Source organism: Actinotalea caeni, assembly GCF_009733795.1.
GTDB classification, from domain to species: Bacteria; Actinomycetota; Actinomycetes; order Actinomycetales; family Beutenbergiaceae; genus Pseudactinotalea; species Pseudactinotalea caeni.
The window spans coordinates 1-15783 of the sequence record NZ_WNXX01000010.1; the positions used below are offsets into that span (position 1 = coordinate 1).

General features: G+C 76.2%; 12 protein-coding genes. 8 read left to right on the plus strand and 4 right to left on the minus strand.

The genetic code is table 11. From position 1 onward, the window contains the following. The 8 genes from GPA02_RS10130 to GPA02_RS10165 form a co-directional block, all read left to right on the plus strand. Positions 1-1311, plus strand: a 1311-nt coding sequence (locus GPA02_RS10130; RefSeq protein WP_240133981.1) for an AAA family ATPase, incomplete at its 5' end; no start/stop codon positions are given. Further along, positions 1308-2636: a hypothetical protein gene (locus GPA02_RS10135; protein ID WP_156199817.1), complete on the plus strand. Its 1329-nt coding sequence runs from the start codon at positions 1308-1310 to the stop codon at positions 2634-2636. The genes GPA02_RS10130 and GPA02_RS10135, both read left to right, overlap by 4 nt. Beyond that, complete coding sequence (locus GPA02_RS10140) at positions 2633-3619, plus strand: glutamate ABC transporter substrate-binding protein (RefSeq protein ID WP_156199818.1); 987 nt, start codon at positions 2633-2635, stop codon at positions 3617-3619. Before GPA02_RS10135 ends, GPA02_RS10140 begins: the two co-directional genes overlap by 4 nt. Further along, entirely contained in the window at positions 3616-4785 is a 1170-nt protein-coding gene (locus GPA02_RS10145; RefSeq protein ID WP_193567860.1) for a hypothetical protein, read from the plus strand. Before GPA02_RS10140 ends, GPA02_RS10145 begins: the two co-directional genes overlap by 4 nt. Continuing rightward, positions 4782-7070, plus strand: a complete 2289-nt coding sequence (locus GPA02_RS10150) for a serine/threonine-protein kinase (protein WP_156199819.1) — start codon at positions 4782-4784, stop codon at positions 7068-7070. The genes GPA02_RS10145 and GPA02_RS10150 overlap by 4 nt, the downstream gene beginning before the upstream one ends. Further along, positions 7067-8311 (plus strand): PP2C family protein-serine/threonine phosphatase, encoded by a 1245-nt coding sequence (locus GPA02_RS10155; protein ID WP_240133982.1) that lies wholly within the window; start codon positions 7067-7069, stop codon positions 8309-8311. Before GPA02_RS10150 ends, GPA02_RS10155 begins: the two co-directional genes overlap by 4 nt. Positions 8312-8379: 68 nt before the next feature. Continuing rightward, positions 8380-9657: a VWA domain-containing protein gene (locus tag GPA02_RS10160; protein WP_156199820.1), complete on the plus strand. Its 1278-nt coding sequence runs from the start codon at positions 8380-8382 to the stop codon at positions 9655-9657. Then, positions 9654-10511 carry an FHA domain-containing protein gene (locus tag GPA02_RS10165; RefSeq protein WP_156199821.1) on the plus strand — a complete coding sequence of 286 codons (858 nt, stop codon included), beginning with the start codon at positions 9654-9656 and terminating at the stop codon, positions 10509-10511. Before GPA02_RS10160 ends, GPA02_RS10165 begins: the two co-directional genes overlap by 4 nt. A 6-nt stretch (positions 10512-10517) precedes the next feature. On the opposite strand, the gene GPA02_RS10170 is transcribed toward GPA02_RS10165, so the two are convergent. The 4 genes from GPA02_RS10170 to GPA02_RS10185 form a co-directional block, all read right to left on the minus strand. Then, positions 10518-13043, minus strand: a complete 2526-nt coding sequence (locus tag GPA02_RS10170; RefSeq protein ID WP_156199822.1) for a CHAT domain-containing protein — start codon at positions 13041-13043, stop codon at positions 10518-10520. Between the two features lie 113 nt (positions 13044-13156). Continuing rightward, a complete protein-coding gene (locus tag GPA02_RS10175) occupies positions 13157-13639 on the minus strand; it encodes a hypothetical protein (RefSeq protein WP_156199823.1) in 483 nt (160 codons plus the stop codon). Then, the gene (locus tag GPA02_RS10180) at positions 13636-14220 is read right to left on the minus strand and encodes an RNA polymerase sigma factor (RefSeq protein WP_156199824.1); all 585 of its coding nucleotides are present in this window, start codon (positions 14218-14220) and stop codon (positions 13636-13638) included. Before GPA02_RS10180 ends, GPA02_RS10175 begins: the two co-directional genes overlap by 4 nt. After that, the gene (locus tag GPA02_RS10185) at positions 14217-15707 is read right to left on the minus strand and encodes a S8/S53 family peptidase (protein WP_156199825.1); all 1491 of its coding nucleotides are present in this window, start codon (positions 15705-15707) and stop codon (positions 14217-14219) included. The genes GPA02_RS10180 and GPA02_RS10185 overlap by 4 nt, the downstream gene beginning before the upstream one ends. Positions 15708-15783 lie beyond the last annotated feature (76 nt).

Consider the following 15783-nt stretch of genomic DNA (forward strand, 5'->3'; position numbering starts at 1 on the left):
GCGGCCCTCGGCACCCCCGGTCCGCACGTCGCACCGCGTGCCGCGGCGACCGCGGCGGCCCAGCTGGCCGCCGCGAGCGTTCCGGCGGGCGTGACGCCGGCGTCGACGCTGGTGACGGGCCCGGTGCTGCCGGATGAGGTGTCCGCTGCGGCCGACCGCAGCGCGCGGACCGCCGACGTGCTCCGGCGCCTCGACGAGGCCCAGGCCGGCCTGACCGCGCTGCGGCCCGGCCTGCCCGAGCCCGCCGTGCCGAGCGTCGACACGATCCTCACCGCGCTCGGGCGCGGCGGGGCGCCGGCGGCGACCGAGGCGCCGGCGACCGGTGGGGCGTCCGCGGCGGGGGAGCAGCAGCCCGCGGGGGAGACCGCCGCCGAGCCGGCCGCGGCCGAGGACGCGGAGCAGGAGCGGAGCCTGCCCGAGCTCCTGGCCGAGCTCGACGGTCTGGTCGGCCTCGCCCGCGTGAAGGCGGAGGTGCGCCGCCAGGTCGAGCTGCTGCGGGTCGAGAAGCTGCGGGTCGAGGCGGGCCTCACCCGCCCGACGCTGACGCGGCACCTCGTGTTCGTCGGCAACCCGGGGACCGGCAAGACGACGGTGGCCAGGCTCGTCTCCGGCATCTACCGCGCGCTCGGGCTGCTGAGCACCGGGCACCTCGTCGAGGTGGACCGCTCCGAGCTGGTCGCGGGGTACCTCGGCCAGACGGCGATCAAGACCGCCGAGCTGCTCGAGACCGCCGTCGGCGGCGTGCTGTTCGTCGACGAGGCGTACGCGCTGACGCAGTCGAGCACCGGGGCACCCGACAGCTACGGCCAGGAGGCGGTCAACACGCTCGTCAAGGAGATGGAGGACCACCGGGACGACCTCGTGGTCATCGTGGCCGGGTACCCGGTGCCGATGGCTGAGTTCGTCGCCGCCAACCCCGGTCTGCGGTCGCGCTTCTCCACGACGATCCACTTCGAGGACTACAGCGACGTCGAGCTGGCCGAGATCTTCGCGCTGATGGCGGACGCGGCGGACTTCACGCCGACGGCCGAGACGCTCGACCGCGTCGTCGAGATCTGCTCGGTGCAGCCGCGCGACGCGACCTTCGGCAACGCCCGGTTCGTGCGGAACCTGCTCGACGCCGCGATCGCTCGGCACGCGTGGCGGCTGCGCGACGTCGAGCAGCCCACGATCGAGGAGCTGCGCACGCTGCTCCCCGAGGACCTGGTCGCCGGCGACGAGGAGGCCGGCGACGTCGACCCGGTGGTCGTGACGGCGCAGCCCGCACCCGAGACCCGGACCGACCCGATCGCCCCCGAGGAGGACGTGTGACGTCGCCGACGCCAGCACCACCGGTGCCGCAGGCCCCGCCGCAGCCGGGGGCGCCCGCGCCCGTCCCGGTGCCGCAGGGCGCCGTGGTCGCGGCGCCGCAGCCGGCCCCGTCGGCACGGCGCACCGCCGACTCCGCGACCCGCGTGACGCGGCTCTCGCTCGCCGCGACGGTCGCCTGCCTGCTGGCCGCGCTGCTCGGGTTCCTCGGAGCGCAGCAGCAGGCGGGCGGCATGAGCCGCGCCGCCGACGGCGCCGACCGCGTGCTCGCCGTCATGGAGCTGCGGCAGGCGCTGCTGGAGGCCGACGGCGCCGCGACCAACGCGTTCCTCGTCGGCGGGCTGGAGCCGCTGGACCGCCGCGAGCGGTACGACGAGGCGATCGAGCGCGCGTCGGTGCTCGTCGTGGAGCTGTCGCAGGACGCCGGCCGCGACGCCCAGCTGATCGCCGGGCTCAACACCGACCTGGCGACGTACACGAGCCTCGTGGAGGCGGCCCGCGTCAACAACCGGCAGGGCTTCCCGGTGGGTGCGGCCTACCTCGACCAGGCGTCGACGCTGGTGCGGGAGCAGATGCTCGTCGACCTCGACACGGTGCTGGAGATGGCCGCCGACGACGCCGCGGGCGCGTTCCGCGCGGGCGGGTGGGCCGCCCTGGTGCTGGCGGCCGTCGTCGTCGGCGCGGTCGTGCTGGTGCTGGTGCAGGTGCGGCTGGCCGCCATGACGCGCCGTCGCCTCAACGCCGGGCTGGTCGTGGCGACGCTGCTGCTCGTCGTCGCCTTCGTGGGCGGGGCGATGGTGTCGCTGCGGGCCGCCGAGCACGCCGCCGACGTGCGCACCGACGTCTACCGGCCGACGCTGGCGGTCGCGCAGTCGGCCGTGCTCGCGGCGGAGGCGCGCACGCTCGAGTCGTTCACGCTGATCAAGCGGGGCTCGGGTGCGCCCTACGAGGCGCTGTTCGTCGAGCGGACGACGGCCGCCGCCGACCTGCTCGACCGCGAGCGGCAGCCCGGGCAGCGGCTGTCGGCGCTGCTGGAGGACTGGCTCGAGGGTCACGCCGAGATCCGGGCGCTCGACGACGGCGGCGACTGGGAGGAGGCCGTCGAGCTGGCGGTCACCGACGACGAGGGCGGTCCCAGTGCCGCCTACGCCGCGTTCGCCGAGGCGGCGGACGTCACGGTGGCCGAGGGCGCCGCGCAGGTGCGTGCCGAGGTCGGCGGGGCCGGCTCCGACGCGCGCCGGGCCGCGTGGCTGGCCGCGGCCGCCGGCCTGCTCGGTGCGGTCGTGGCGTGGCGGGGCACCGCGGCCCGCCGGGAGGAGTACCGATGAGCCGCCGTCCGCTGCGCAGCCGTCTGGCCCTCGCGCTCACGACCGTCGCGCTGGCGACGGGCCTGGTCGCCTGCTCGACCGGCTCCGGCGCCGACGACCTCGGTCTCGCGGCCGCGCCGAGCGAGGAGCCCACCGAGGAGCCGACCTCGGGGCCGACGGCGCCGCCCGTGGAGTGCGATGACGCGCTCGCCTCCTACGAGCCGTTCGAGACCCAGCCCGCTCCCGACGAGCTCCCGGCCGGCAGCACGATGGCCGAGATCCGCGAGCGCGGTGCGCTGGTCGTCGGGGTGTCCGGGGACACGCTGCTCATGAGCGCGCGCAACCCCGAGACCGGCGTCATCGAGGGCTTCGACATCGACATCCTGCGCGAGATCTCGCGCGCGATCTTCGACGACCCCGACCGCCTCCAGCTGCGCGTGATCACCTCCGCGCAGCGGCTCGAGGTGCTGGAGTCCGGCGAGGTCGACCTCGTCGCGCGTACCTTCACGATCACGTGCACGCGCTGGGAGAGCATCGCGTTCTCCGCCGAGTACCTGCACGCCGGGCAGAAGGTGCTCGTCGCCGAGGGCTCACCCGCGCAGGGCCTGGAGGACCTCGCGGGGCAGCGCGTGTGCGCGCCGCAGGCGACGACGACGCTCTCCCGGCTGGAGGAGTACCCGGTCGAGGCGGTCGCGGCCCCGACCCACAGCCAATGCCTGGCGCTGTTCCAGCAGGGCCGCGTCGACGCGATCACCGGTGACGACACGATCCTGGCGGGCTTCGCCGCCCAGGACCCCTACGCCGTCGTGGTGGGGGAGGCGATCTCCGACGAGCCCTACGGCATCGGCGTGCCTGCCGAGAACGTCGACATGGTGCGGTTCGTCAACGGCGTGCTCGAGGAGCTGGTCGCCGACGGCACCTGGCAGGAGCTGTACGAGACGTGGCTCGGCGTGCTCGGCCCGGCCCCGGAGCCGCCGACCCCGGTCTACGGGCGGGAGCCGTGACGGCGCCGCCCGCGGTGCCGCGGCCCGCCTCCGGTGCGTCCCCCGGTCTGCCGACGCCGCCCGGTCGGCTCGGGCAGGCGGCCGGGCGCGAGGAGCTGCTCGCGTTCCTCGCCGCGCTCGAGGAGTGGCTGGACCGCACGCGCGGCGAGCTCGACCGGCTGGATGACGTCGCGCAGCGCGCGACCGACGTCGCGGCCCACGCCGACGACGTCGTGCTGGCGATGGCGCTGTGGCAGGCGCTGCGCACCCGGACCGACGCGATCCTGCGCGAGTGGGACTCCGGTCGCGCCGACACCGCCGCGCGGGAACGGATCTCCGGGCTGATCTGGGGCCGCCTCGGCTCCGGTGCGCTCGACGTCACGCTCCCGGAGGGTGCGCGGCTGACCGGTGCGCTGATCTCCCAGCTGCGGGAGTGGCTGGCGATCGACCCCTCGACCGTCGAGATGGTCGCGCGGCTGCGTCGCGTGCAGGCGGACCTCGTGCGCTGCGAGGACCTCGCACGCGCGCTCGGCCGCCCCGAGGAGACCGAGCGGGTCGCGGCGCTGCTCGCCCGCCAGCAGCGGCTGCTCGGGGAGGCGTCGCGGGGCGCGGACGTCACCGGGCCGCTCGGCGAGATCGAGGCGGACGCCGCGCGCGCCCACCGGGACCTGCTCGTCGCGACGACGCGCTCGGGAGAGCTGCGACGCGACCGTGCCCGGGCGGCGGAGCTGCGCGACGCCCTCGCGGCGCGCCGCCCCGCGCTGCTGGCGCTGCAGAGCCGCTGCCGTCGGGAGATCCTGCACCCGCCGCGGCTCGCCGTGCCGGACCCGGACCGGCTCGGCGACGTGCCGCAGGACCGCGCGGGCGTCGACGCCTACCTGCACCGCCTCGACGCCGCGGCCCGCGCCGTCGACGCGGCCGAGGAGGCCTATGCGGCGCCGCTGCGTGAGCGGGCGTCGCTGCGCTACCGGCTCGCGCAGGCACAGGCGCTCGCGCAGGCCCACGGCCGCGACGCCTCGCCGACCGTGCGGGCCGGTTGGGCCGAGGCGTCGGAGGCCGTGACGACCACCCCGTGCGACGTCCCGCTGGCGCGCGCCCTGGTCGCGCAGTACGAACGGCTGGCCGCCCCGCTGGACCTCGGTCCGCGGCCGGGCGGCGGAGGGACATCGAGGGGAGAGACCCTGTGACGGCGTGCACCCAACCCGGCTGCACCGGCACGTACGAGGACGGCTGGTGCAACGTCTGCGGCTCGCCCGAGGGCGGTGGCGGCACCGCGACCGCGACACCCGCGGCGACGGGCGCGTCGCCGTCGGCGGTGCTCGGCGCGGGCGTGCCCGAGGCGCCGGGGTCCATGGCCACGCAGCCCGTGCGCGAGCTCCAGCGCGGCTCGACGCGCACCTCCTCGGCGCGGCTGGCGTCGGCGGCGATCGGCTCGGCGCGCACCGGGACCCGCCACACGCGGCGCGTCGGCACCGGCTCGACCCGGCTGCGCTCGCACCGCCTCGGCGCCGGCATCACCACGGTGCCGCCGGCCCCGGTGCCGGACCCGCTGCAGGCGATCATGACGGTGCCCGAGGTGCCGGAGCGCAAGCGCTTCTGCTCCTCCTGCGGCGGCCCGGTCGGGCGCTCGCGCGGCGACACGCCGGGCCGGACCTCGGGGTTCTGCCCGAAGTGCGGTGCGCGTTACGACTTCGAGCCGCGGCTGCACGCGGGCGACGTCATCGGCGGGCAGTACGAGGTCGTCGGCTGCCTCGCGCACGGCGGTCTGGGCTGGATCTACCTGGCGCGCGACCGCAACGTCTCCGGTCGCTGGGTGGTCCTCAAGGGCCTGCTCAACGCCGACGACCCGGACGCCGCCGCGGCGGCGATCGCCGAGCAGCGCTTCCTCGCCGAGGTCGAGCACCCGCTGATCGTCGAGATCTACAACTTCGTCGTGCACGACGGCGCCGGCTACACGGTCATGGAGTACGTGGGCGGCACCTCGCTCAAGGAGATCCTCACCGACCGGCGCGAGAAGAACGGTGGCGTCGTCGACCCGCTGCCGGTCGACCAGGCGCTGGCGTACGTCCTCGAGGTGCTGCCGGCGTTCGCCTACCTGCACGACCACAACCTGCTCTACTGCGACTTCAAGCCGGACAACGTGATCCAGCAGGGCGAGAGCGTCAAGCTGATCGACCTCGGTGGCGTGCGCCGCGTCGACGACGACACCTCGCCGATCTTCGGCACCGTCGGGTACCAGGCACCCGAGATCGCCGAGCTGGGCCCGTCGGTCGCGTCGGACATCTACACGATCGGCCGCACGCTCGCGACGCTCGTGCTCGACTTCCGCGGCAACACCACCACCTACGCGCACGCGCTGCCACCGGTCGCCGACACACCGGTGTTCGCACGCTACGACTCCTTCTACCGGCTGCTGGCGAAGGCCTGCGCACCCAACCCGGACGACCGGTTCGGCTCGGTCGACGAGCTGCGCGTGCAGATGCTGGGGGTGCTCCGCGAGGTCGTCGCGACCGACCGCGGCCCCGGCAGCCCCGCGACCACCTCGGCGGCCTCGGCGCTGTTCCAGGCGCCGACCGTCGACGTGCCCGAGCGGCCGCTGCGGTGGGACGAGCTGCCCCAGCTCGAGGTCGACCCCTCCGACCCGATGGCGAGCTTCCTCGCCGGCGTCAACGTGGCGGACCCGGTGGCGCGGGTGACGGCGCTCAACAAGGCGCCCGAGCGCACGGTCGAGGTGCGGCTGGCGCTGGCGGAGGCGGCCGTCGCCGCCGGCCGTGTCGACGTCGCCCGCAGCGTGATCGCGGAGATCCTCGCCGACGACCCCTGGGAGTGGCGGGCGGTGTGGGTCGGCGGCCTCGCCGACCTCGCCGCGGGCGACGCGAACGCCGCGGTCGCGTCGTTCAACGCCGTCTACGGCCAGGTGCCCGGCGAGCTGGCGCCGAAGCTCGCGCTCGCCACCGCGTGCGAGACCAGCGGCGAGCTCGACGTCGCTGAGTCCCTCTACGTCGTGTGCGCGCGCACCGACGCCAACTACACCGCGCCCGCCGCGTTCGGGCTGACCCGGATCCGCGAGCGGCGCGCCGACCTCGACGGCGTGCTCCGCGCGCTCGACCTCGTCGCACCGACCCGTGGCTCCTACCCGGTGGCACGGCTGCAGCGGGCCCGGGCGCTCACGGCCTCGGGCCGCGGGCTGCCCGCGCTCGACGACGCGCTGCGCAGCCTCGACGGCGTGCAGCTCGGACCGGCCGAGCAGCTCGAGCTGCGCATCCACGTGCTGCACGCGGCGCTCGACGCGGTGCAGCGCGGACCTGCGCCCGTGGGCGCGCACGTCGCGGAGGTGCCGGCCGACGAGCGGCATCTGCGCGACGCCCTGGAGACCGCCTACCGCGAGCGCGCCCGGCTCGCCTCGACGAGGCAGGAGCGGGTCGCGCTCGTCGACCGCGCCAACGCCGTACGGAACTGGACCCTGTGGTGACCGAGACGACCGACCCCGACCCGCGGCCCGTGCACGACGAGCAGGAGGACCCGCCGACCGTGCCGACGGCCCCGGTGCGGTCGGCGACCCACGACCGCGACGCGTCGTCCTCGGCGGCGGATGACGCCGACCCTGGCGGCGCCGAGGGCTCCGGGGACTCCGGGGCCGACGGCGATGCCGAGGGCACCGAGGGCACCGAGGACGCGGCCGACGTCGTGTGCCCCCGGTGCGGCGCCGCAGGCGCCGCCGGGTCCCGGTTCTGCGAGGAGTGCGGTGCCCCGATCGACGGCGAGCCCGACCCTGCAGCGCAGCCCGACGGCACGGGCGCGGCCGACGAGCTGCCCGAGACGCCCTCACGGCCGTGCGTGCGGTGCGGCGGCCGCGTCGCCGACGACGGCTACTGCGAGGAGTGCGGGGCACCCGCGGTCTCCGAGCGCGACCACTTCGAGGTGACGGCGAGCCCGACGGTGGGCGGCGTGTGCGACCGCGGCGTGGTGCACGCGCGCAACGAGGACGCGCTGGCGCTCGGCGAGGCCGGCGGTGTCGTCGCGCTCGTCGTGTGCGACGGGGTGTCGAGCGCGCCGGCCTCCGACGCGGCCAGCCTCGCAGCGAGCGAGGCGGCCCTCGCGACGCTGCTCGGCGGAGCGCCCGGCGGCGAGCGGGAGGTCGACGCCGAGGGCGCCGCGCGCACCAGCGCGTGGGCGGCGCTGCTCACCGAGGCCGCCGAGCGGGCCAACGAGGCGGTCGTGGCGGTGCCGACGACGCACGTCGACGACGCGCCGTCGTGCACCTACGTGGCGGCGGTGGTCGACGGCGCGCGCGTCGTCGTCGCGTCGGTGGGGGACTCGCGCGCGTACTGGCTGCCCGACCGCGCCCGGGCGGTCCGGTTGACCGTCGACGACTCCTGGGCCCAGGAGATGGCCGAGATGGGCGTGCACGTGAGCCAGGTCCGCGGCTCGGCCCACGCGCACGCGATCACGCGCTGGCTCGGTGCCGACGCACCCGAGCTGCGGCCGCGCCACGACACCGTCACGGTCGCCGAGCGCGGCTGGCTGCTGCTGTGCTCGGACGGTCTGTGGAACTACTGCGAGGACGCCGACGAGCTGGGCTCGCTCGTGCGCCGGCACGCCGCCGAGCACGACGGCGACGCGACCGCCACGGCCCGCGCGCTCGTCGAGTGGGCCAACGCCCAGGGCGGCCGCGACAACGTGACGGTCGCGCTGGCACGGCTGGGCGGGTGAGCGCCGCCGGTCCCCGCGACCGACCGGCTAGCCTGCCAGCAGACTCCAGACACCGAACAGGAGAGACGATGGCCCAGTTCACCGCCGAGGTGTTCCAGAACGAGTTCCTCGCCGAGGGGAGCACGGACGTCCACGCCATCGTGCGGATGACCGCCACCGGTGCAGGCACGCCGGAGGCCGGGCCGATCGACGCCGGCGAGGTGATCATGATCGACACCTCGGGCTCGATGGCGGGCGCGAGCTTCGCCGCGGCCCAGCACGCCGCCCAGGTCGCTCTCGACGTCATCGAGGACGGCACCTGGTTCGCCATCGTCGGCGGCAGCCACGTCGCCAACCGGGTCTTCCCGTACCCGAACGCACCCTCGTCGATGGTGCGCATGGAGCCCGCGGCGCGCGCCGAGGCGAAGCGCGCGATCGGGATGATGCGCGCCGGCGGCGGCACCGCGATGAGCACGTGGCTGCAGCTGGCCGACCAGCTGCTCGGCCTGCTGCCGCCCGGCACCAAGCGGCACGCGATCCTGCTCACCGACGGCAAGAACGAGTCCGAGCCCAAGCACCACCTGACCGCGACGCTGGAGCGCCTCCAAGGCCGGTTCCGTTGCGACGCCCGCGGCGTCGGGTCGCGCTACGAGGTGGCCGAGGTCCGCGAGATCGCCTCGGCGCTGCTGGGCTCGGACGAGCTGATCCGCGACCCCTCCCAGATCGCCGACAGCTTCCGGCAGATGCTCGGGGAGTCGATGGCCCGCGGCATCCCGGAGGCGCAGCTGCGGGTGTGGACACCGCAGGGCGCGCAGCTGCTGTTCGTGCGACAGGTCTCGCCCAAGCTCGACGACCTCACGCCCCGACGCACGGTCGTCAACCCGCTCACCGCCGGGTTCCCGACCGGCAGCTGGGGCGACGAGAGCCGCGAGTACCACGTGGCCGTGCGGGTGCCCTCGAAGCCGGTCGGGTCCGAGCAGCTCGCGGCGCGCGTGCAGATCGTCACCGGCGACCAGGTGCGGGCCTCGGGGCTCGTCAAGGCGATGTGGTCCAGCGATGCCAACCTCACCGCACGCATCAGCCCGGAGGTCGCTCACTACACCGGCCAGGCCGAGCTCGCCGAGGCGATCCAGCAGGGCCTCGCCGCCAAGGCGGCGGGCGACGAGGCGACGGCGACCGTCAAGCTCGGCCGCGCCGTCCAGCTCGCGCGCGAGACGGGGAACGAGGAGGCGACCACACGGCTGCGCAAGGTCGTCGACATCGAGAACGAGGAGCAGGGGACCGTGCGACTCAAGCGGCACACGGACAGGCTCGACGAGATGGCCCTGGACACCGTCTCGACCAAGACCACGCGGGTGCGGCGGTGAGCGCGGTCTGCCCCCAGGGGCACATGTCGCAGTCGGAGGACTACTGCGACACCTGCGGCGCGCCGATCGGGGCCGCGACGCCGACGGCCGCGCCCGCGGCGCCCCCGGAGCCGCCGGACCCGCCGCAGCCGCAGGAGTGCCCGCACTGCGGCGCGTCGAACGCCCCCAAGGCGCTGTTCTGCGAGAACTGCGGCTACGACTTCACCACCGGCACCGCGCCGCAGCCGCGCGAGGCCGACCCGCTCGACCTCGGCGCCCCCGGGCCGACGGCAGCACCGGCCGCGGCAGCCCCGGCCGCGGCGCCCGAGCCCGACCGTCCGGAGGAGTCCGCTGCGGCGGCACCGGTGCCAGGGTCGCCGGCCGAGGCTGTCGAGACCGATCCGCCCGAGGCCGGCGAGGAGGAGGCGGACCCGGGTGAGAGCCACTTGCCGACCCCCGCGACGCCGGGTCCCGACGCCTGGGTGGTCGAGGTCTGGGTCGACCCGGACTGGTACGCAGCGCAGAAGCCCGAGGACCTGATGCCGCCGCCGGGCTCGCCGCGCGTGGTACCGCTGCGCGAGGCGAGCGTGCTGGTCGGGCGGCCGTCGGCGTCGCGCAACATCCGGCCGCAGGTCGACGCCGGCGCCGACACCGGGGTGTCCCGGCGCCACTGCCAGCTGAGCACCGACGGGCAGCGCTGGTGGGTCGAGGACCTCGGCTCGGCCAACGGCACCTACGTCGGTGCGACCGGGGCGGCGCTGCCGACCGAGCCGCTCGAGGTCGGCGTCAGGCACGAGCTCGCCGACGACGAGCGCGTGTTCATCGGCGGGTGGACGCGCCTCGTGGTCCGCACCGCGCTGCCCGGCGAGGTCTGAGCGGCGTCAGCGAACCTGCCCGGTGGTGGCGGCCCAGTCGCTGCCGTAGGTGCAGAACAGCCGCGCCTGCTCGGGGTGGGCCGACGCCGCGGTGGCGCGGCTGAGCGCGTCCGCCGAGGACGCGCCGCCCGCGAGGTGGCGGTGGTACGCCGTCATCAGCTCCGCCGCGGCGTCGTCGGCGACCGGCGCGACCGCGGCCACGACGCTGCGCGCGCCGCACGCGAGCAGGCTCGACGTCAGCCCGACCGACTCGTCGCCGGGGCGCATCATCGCGCGACCGGTGTCGCACGCGGAGAGCACGACGTGCGACGCGCGGACCCCGCGCCGCTGCAGCTCGTAGGCGAACAGCGGGCCGTCGTGCATCGCGAGGGAGGAGAACAGGGCGTTCTGCTCGTGGTGGTGGCCGTGCGCGGCCGCGTGCACGACGTCGGCGTCGACGAGCGCGTCGACGAGGTCGGCGCCCGACGCCGGTGCCACGGCGCGCGCGCCGTCACCCCAGCTGCCGGCCACCGCCGCCGCCTCGGCGCCCGCTCGGTCCAGGTCGGGGCCGGCGAGCGCGACGACGGCCGGCGGCACCGCCGGCCGGGGAGCCTCGGCCAGCCACGCCGTCAGCGACGGCGTGACGACCACCGGGCGGTCGTCGAGGCCGGGGAGCAGCCGCCACGGCACCGACCGCAGCACGCGTGTGCCGACGACCAGCAGCCGTGAGCGTGTGCGGGGGACCGGGAGCAGGGCGCCGAGCTCGGCGGTGCGGCGCCGCAGCGAGCGGCGCACGACGGCGTCGAGCCCGCCGGGCAGCCGCCGCCCGGCCATCGCCAGGTCGGCGAGCAGCAGCCGGGTGTGCTCGGCGACCTCGGCGGCATCGGCGAGGTCGTGCAGCCGGGTGCCGTGGGCGTCGATCGTCACCGCGCGCAACCGGTCGTCGGTGGCGAGCAGGCTGAGCACGTCGGTGTCGGTCGCCGCGGCGTGCGCGGCGACCTCCGCGGCCAGGGCGGGCCGCCGGGGACGCACGTCGCGACCGAGGTCGGCGAGCTCCCACTCGCGGTGCCGGATGGCTCGCTCGAGGTCGGCGACCCGGGTGGCGAGCTCGTCGGTGCGGGCGTCGTCCGCGCTCGTGAGCAGCTGGGTGCGCAGGTCCCGCAGCCGTGTGAACAGGTCCTCCAGCTCGGAGTCCGCGTGGGGCACGAGGCTCGGCAGCCGGCTGGTCGCAGCGCGCCACCGCTCGGTGGCGGCGAGCACCTGCTGGGGCGAGCCCGCCTCGAGCGCCATCCCGACGTCGAGCCCGACCAGCCGCTGGGCGTGCAGCGCGAACGCTGTCCGGGCGTCGAGGCTGGCCGGCCTGTCCTGCTGGGCGGCGAGCCGGTCGGCCGCGCGCCTCAGCCGGCGCCGCGCGCTCGCCCGGTCGCCCGCGGCGAGGGCGAGCCGTGCCGCCAGCCAGTCCTGGCGCAACCGCCCCGACGGCGCCGCGGGCGCACGGCGGGCACGGGCGAACAGCTCGCGCGCACGGTCGAGGTCGCCACCGACCAGACTGGCCTCGGTGGCGACGAGCAACGCGTCGAGCCGCACCGACCGGGACTCGGTGGGCAGCCCCTCGAGCCGCTGGGCGAGCCGCCGGGCGGCTGCTGGCGTGGTGCCGCGCGCGAGCGCGGCCTCGGCGCGCAGGATCTCGCTCTGCACCCACCAGCCGTCGGCGCGGCGCCGCCGGAACAGCCGTGCCGCCCGGCTCGCGGCCTCGCGGGCGCGGTCCGGGCGGCCGCGCAGCAGCTCCAGCCGCGCGGTGTCGACCAGCACCTCGCCGACCTCGTGGCGCAGGCGGTGCTCCGACGCGATCGTCAGCGCCTCGTGCAGCAGCGGCGCGGCCTCGTCGGCGAGCCCGGACTCCAGCAGCACGCGCGCGTAGTCACGCTTGGCGGTCGCGCGCGCGACGTCGACGGCCATCCGGTCCGCCTCCGCCATCGTGCGCAGCGCGGTGGGGACGTCGCCGGTGAGGAAGTGGGAGTACCCGAGGTTGTGCCTGGCCTTGAACTCCAGGTCGGGGCAGTCGGCGGCGACCGCGAGCTCGATCGCGGTGCGCAGGTCGGCGATCGAGGCGCGGTGGTCGCCCAGGTACTGGCGCGCGGTGGCGCGGTTGAGGTGGACCGAGACCAGCTGGCGGCGCGTCAGCCACGGGTTGTGCCGGCCGATGGTCGCGAGCAGCTCGACCGCGACCCGCCACTCGCCACCGCGCGCGAGGAAGCCCGCCCGCTGCACCGCGCTGAGGGTGCGTACGCCCTCGCCCTCGGGTCCGTCGAGGAGGGCGTCGGCCTCGCCGAGCACCTCCAGGGCCGGGCCCAGGCCGTGGCGCTCGAACACCGGCGAGGAGAGCGCGACGACCGCGGCGCCGCGCAGCTGCCGCTCCTCGAGCGTCGCGCCCGGGCGGGAGAGCACCCGGATCGCACGCCGAAGCAGCTGCTCGGCGGTGGCCGGACGACCCATCGAGTTGGCCGCGCGGGCCTGCGCGATGAGGTCGGCGGCCGGGGTGTCGGCGGCCATCGGTGCCCTCGTCGTCGGGGTGGTGACGGGACCACCCTAGGCCGCCGGTCATGGCCGCGCAGGGGCGCGACGCGTGGCGTCCGGGCCGGCTGCGCGCGGCGCGACGGCGCGACTCAGACCTCCATCGACGGCGTGATGACGGGCTTCGCGTCGGCGTCCTCGCTGCGGAACACGAACTGCACGAGCCCACGGGGGACGCTCGGGAACGCGAAGCGGCCCTCGTCGTCGACGGCCGCGGTGGAGGAGCGGTCGCGCTCGCGCAGCTCGGCGGTCGTCGCGGGGCCGTCCACCCAGCCGTCGATGCGGGACGTCTCGGCGTCGAGGTGGGTGATCGTGACGACGACGGAGACCGACTCGCTCGTGAACGTGACCGTGTGCACGCGCGTGTAGTCACCGGAGCGGGCGCCGGCGAGCTCGGCGGGCAGCCGCTCCAGCTCGGCGATCTCGGCGCGCAGCGACTGCACGGTGAGCGCGAACTTCACGCGCTCGTCGAGGTCGGGCGGCATCGGGTCGGCGACCTCGAGCGCGCTGCGCAGGGTGTCGAGGATGGCGACGTCGACGTGGTCGAGAGGTGCGCCGAAGGACGAGGCGTTCATGACGGGGCTCCCCAGCTCGCGTCGGACAGCAGGGCCTTGCGGAGCGCGGCGAGGCAGCGGCCGCGCGTGGGTCCGATCGAGCCGACCGGCATCCCGAGCGCCGCGCTGATCGAGGCGTAGTCGGGCCGGTCGGCGAAGGCGATGACCTGCAGCAGGGTGCGGCAGCGGGCGGAGAGGCCGCTGACGTGCCGCCACAGCACCCGCTGGTCGTCGGACATCTCGGCCAGCCGCTCGGGCGAGAGGTCCGGCGCGGGGGTGTCCTCGTCGAGCTCGCTGGGGATCTCGCGGCGGTCGCGCGTGGTGCGGCGCCAGCACTCGCGCTTGACGGTGACCAGCAGCCACTGCAGCAGCGCCTGCGGGTCGGCCACGCGGTCGGCGTGCTCGACCAGCTTCAGCCAGGCGACCTGCACGACGTCGGCCGCGGTCTCCCGGTCCGCGCCTTGGCTGCGCGCGGTGCGCCACAGCAGCGGGTCGAGCAGCTCGACGACCTCGGCCATGCGGCCGACGTCGCCGTCCCGGTAGGCGCGGAACGCGCGTCCGGCGCGGACGGCGAGCGAGTCGGGCGAGGTGTGCGCGGTCATGGTGCCTCCTGCCGTCCGTCCAGCACGGCCGCGACGGCGGCGCGCGCGTGGTCGGGTCCGGTGCCGCCGGCGAGCCAGGCGTCGTCGGCGGCGAGCGCCGTCGCGATCTCGGCCGCGACGACGGGGGCGGCGAACGACGTGCCGCTCCAGATGGCGAACCCGGAGCTGAAGTCGTCGCGGTCGATCGTGCGGCGGTCGCCCACGACGACGGTCGGGGAGAGGCCGCCCTGCAGCGCCGTCGGCACGGTGCTGACGATCGCGGCGCCCGGCCGGTGGGTCGTCACCCACGGGCCGTCGTTGGTGAACAGCGCCACCGAGGTGTTGTCGGGGTTGCGGGCGCCGACGCTGACGATCGGTGGCGGCCCCGAGTCGGGCACGGCGGCGCCGCGGGGGAGCGCGAGCGCGGCCGGGTAGAACGGGTCGTCGACCGCGCTGTTGCCGGCCGCGGCGACCACGGCGACACCGGCCTCCGCGAGCGCGCGGAGCAGGCGGGCGAGCGGGCTGTCCGGCCGGCTGTCGTCGCCGTCCTCGTCGTAGTAGCCCATCGACAGGCACACGACGTCGACCAGGCTGTCGACGTCTCCGCTGCGCAGCGCCTCCTGCTGACGGTGCAGGATCCGGCGCAGCGCGGTGTGGACGAGGTACTCCTCGACGACGCCGTCGGCGCCCAGCACCGGGACCGACAGCAGCCGGGCGCGCGGGCTGCGCTGCCTGACGACGCCGGCGATGAACGTGCCGTGGCCGGCGAGCGGCCCGATCGCGCCGGTGAGCTCGTCGATCACGCCCGTGTCGCGGCCGTCGACGACGAGGTCGTCGAGCAGCGGCTCCCAGCGCTCGACGTCGGGGTCGTCCTCGGGGAACCACGGGTGCACGCCGATGCCGGTGTCGACGACCGCGACGACGGGTGCGCGCCGCGGCTGCGGGGCGTGCGTGCGCGGGTCGGGCGCCTGCCACACCACCGGGGTGCGGCCGCCGACGCCCGCCGACCCGTACTCGGCCAGCCCCTGGCCGCGCCCGCCGAAGGGCACCGGGTCCCAGTAGGGGACCGGGTCCCAGTACGGCACCGGGTCCCAGTACGGGACCGGGTCCCAGTAGGGGTCGGCCGCGGTCATGACGTGGTTGAGCCCGATGCGGCCCTCGAGGTCGGGGTGCTCGGAGAGGACGTGCTGGAGCACGCGCCAGGCGTCGACGCCACCGTCGACCCGGTCGTCGCACGGGGTGAGCGTGACGCGGGTGCTGCGGGGCGCGCGCGCCTCCTGCATGCCCTTGCGTCCGGCACCGCTGGGGGCGGCGGCCTGTTCGCTCGGCCCGTGGCACGAGCAGCTGACGTCGACCTTGCCGGCGAGGAGCCCGCGGAGCGCGACGACGGCGTCGTCCTCCTCGGGCGTGCGGGTCCCGGTGACCAGCAGCGAGTCGCCCACGTACGCCGTCGGGCGCAGCCGTCTGCTGCCGCGGCGCACGGCGCCGGCGGGGTCGAGCAGACGCACCCGGAGGCGCTGGCTCGCGGAGCGGCGCGGCCGGGGGAGCGGGGCTGAGTAGGTCGGGTCGGACATCGTTCTCCGG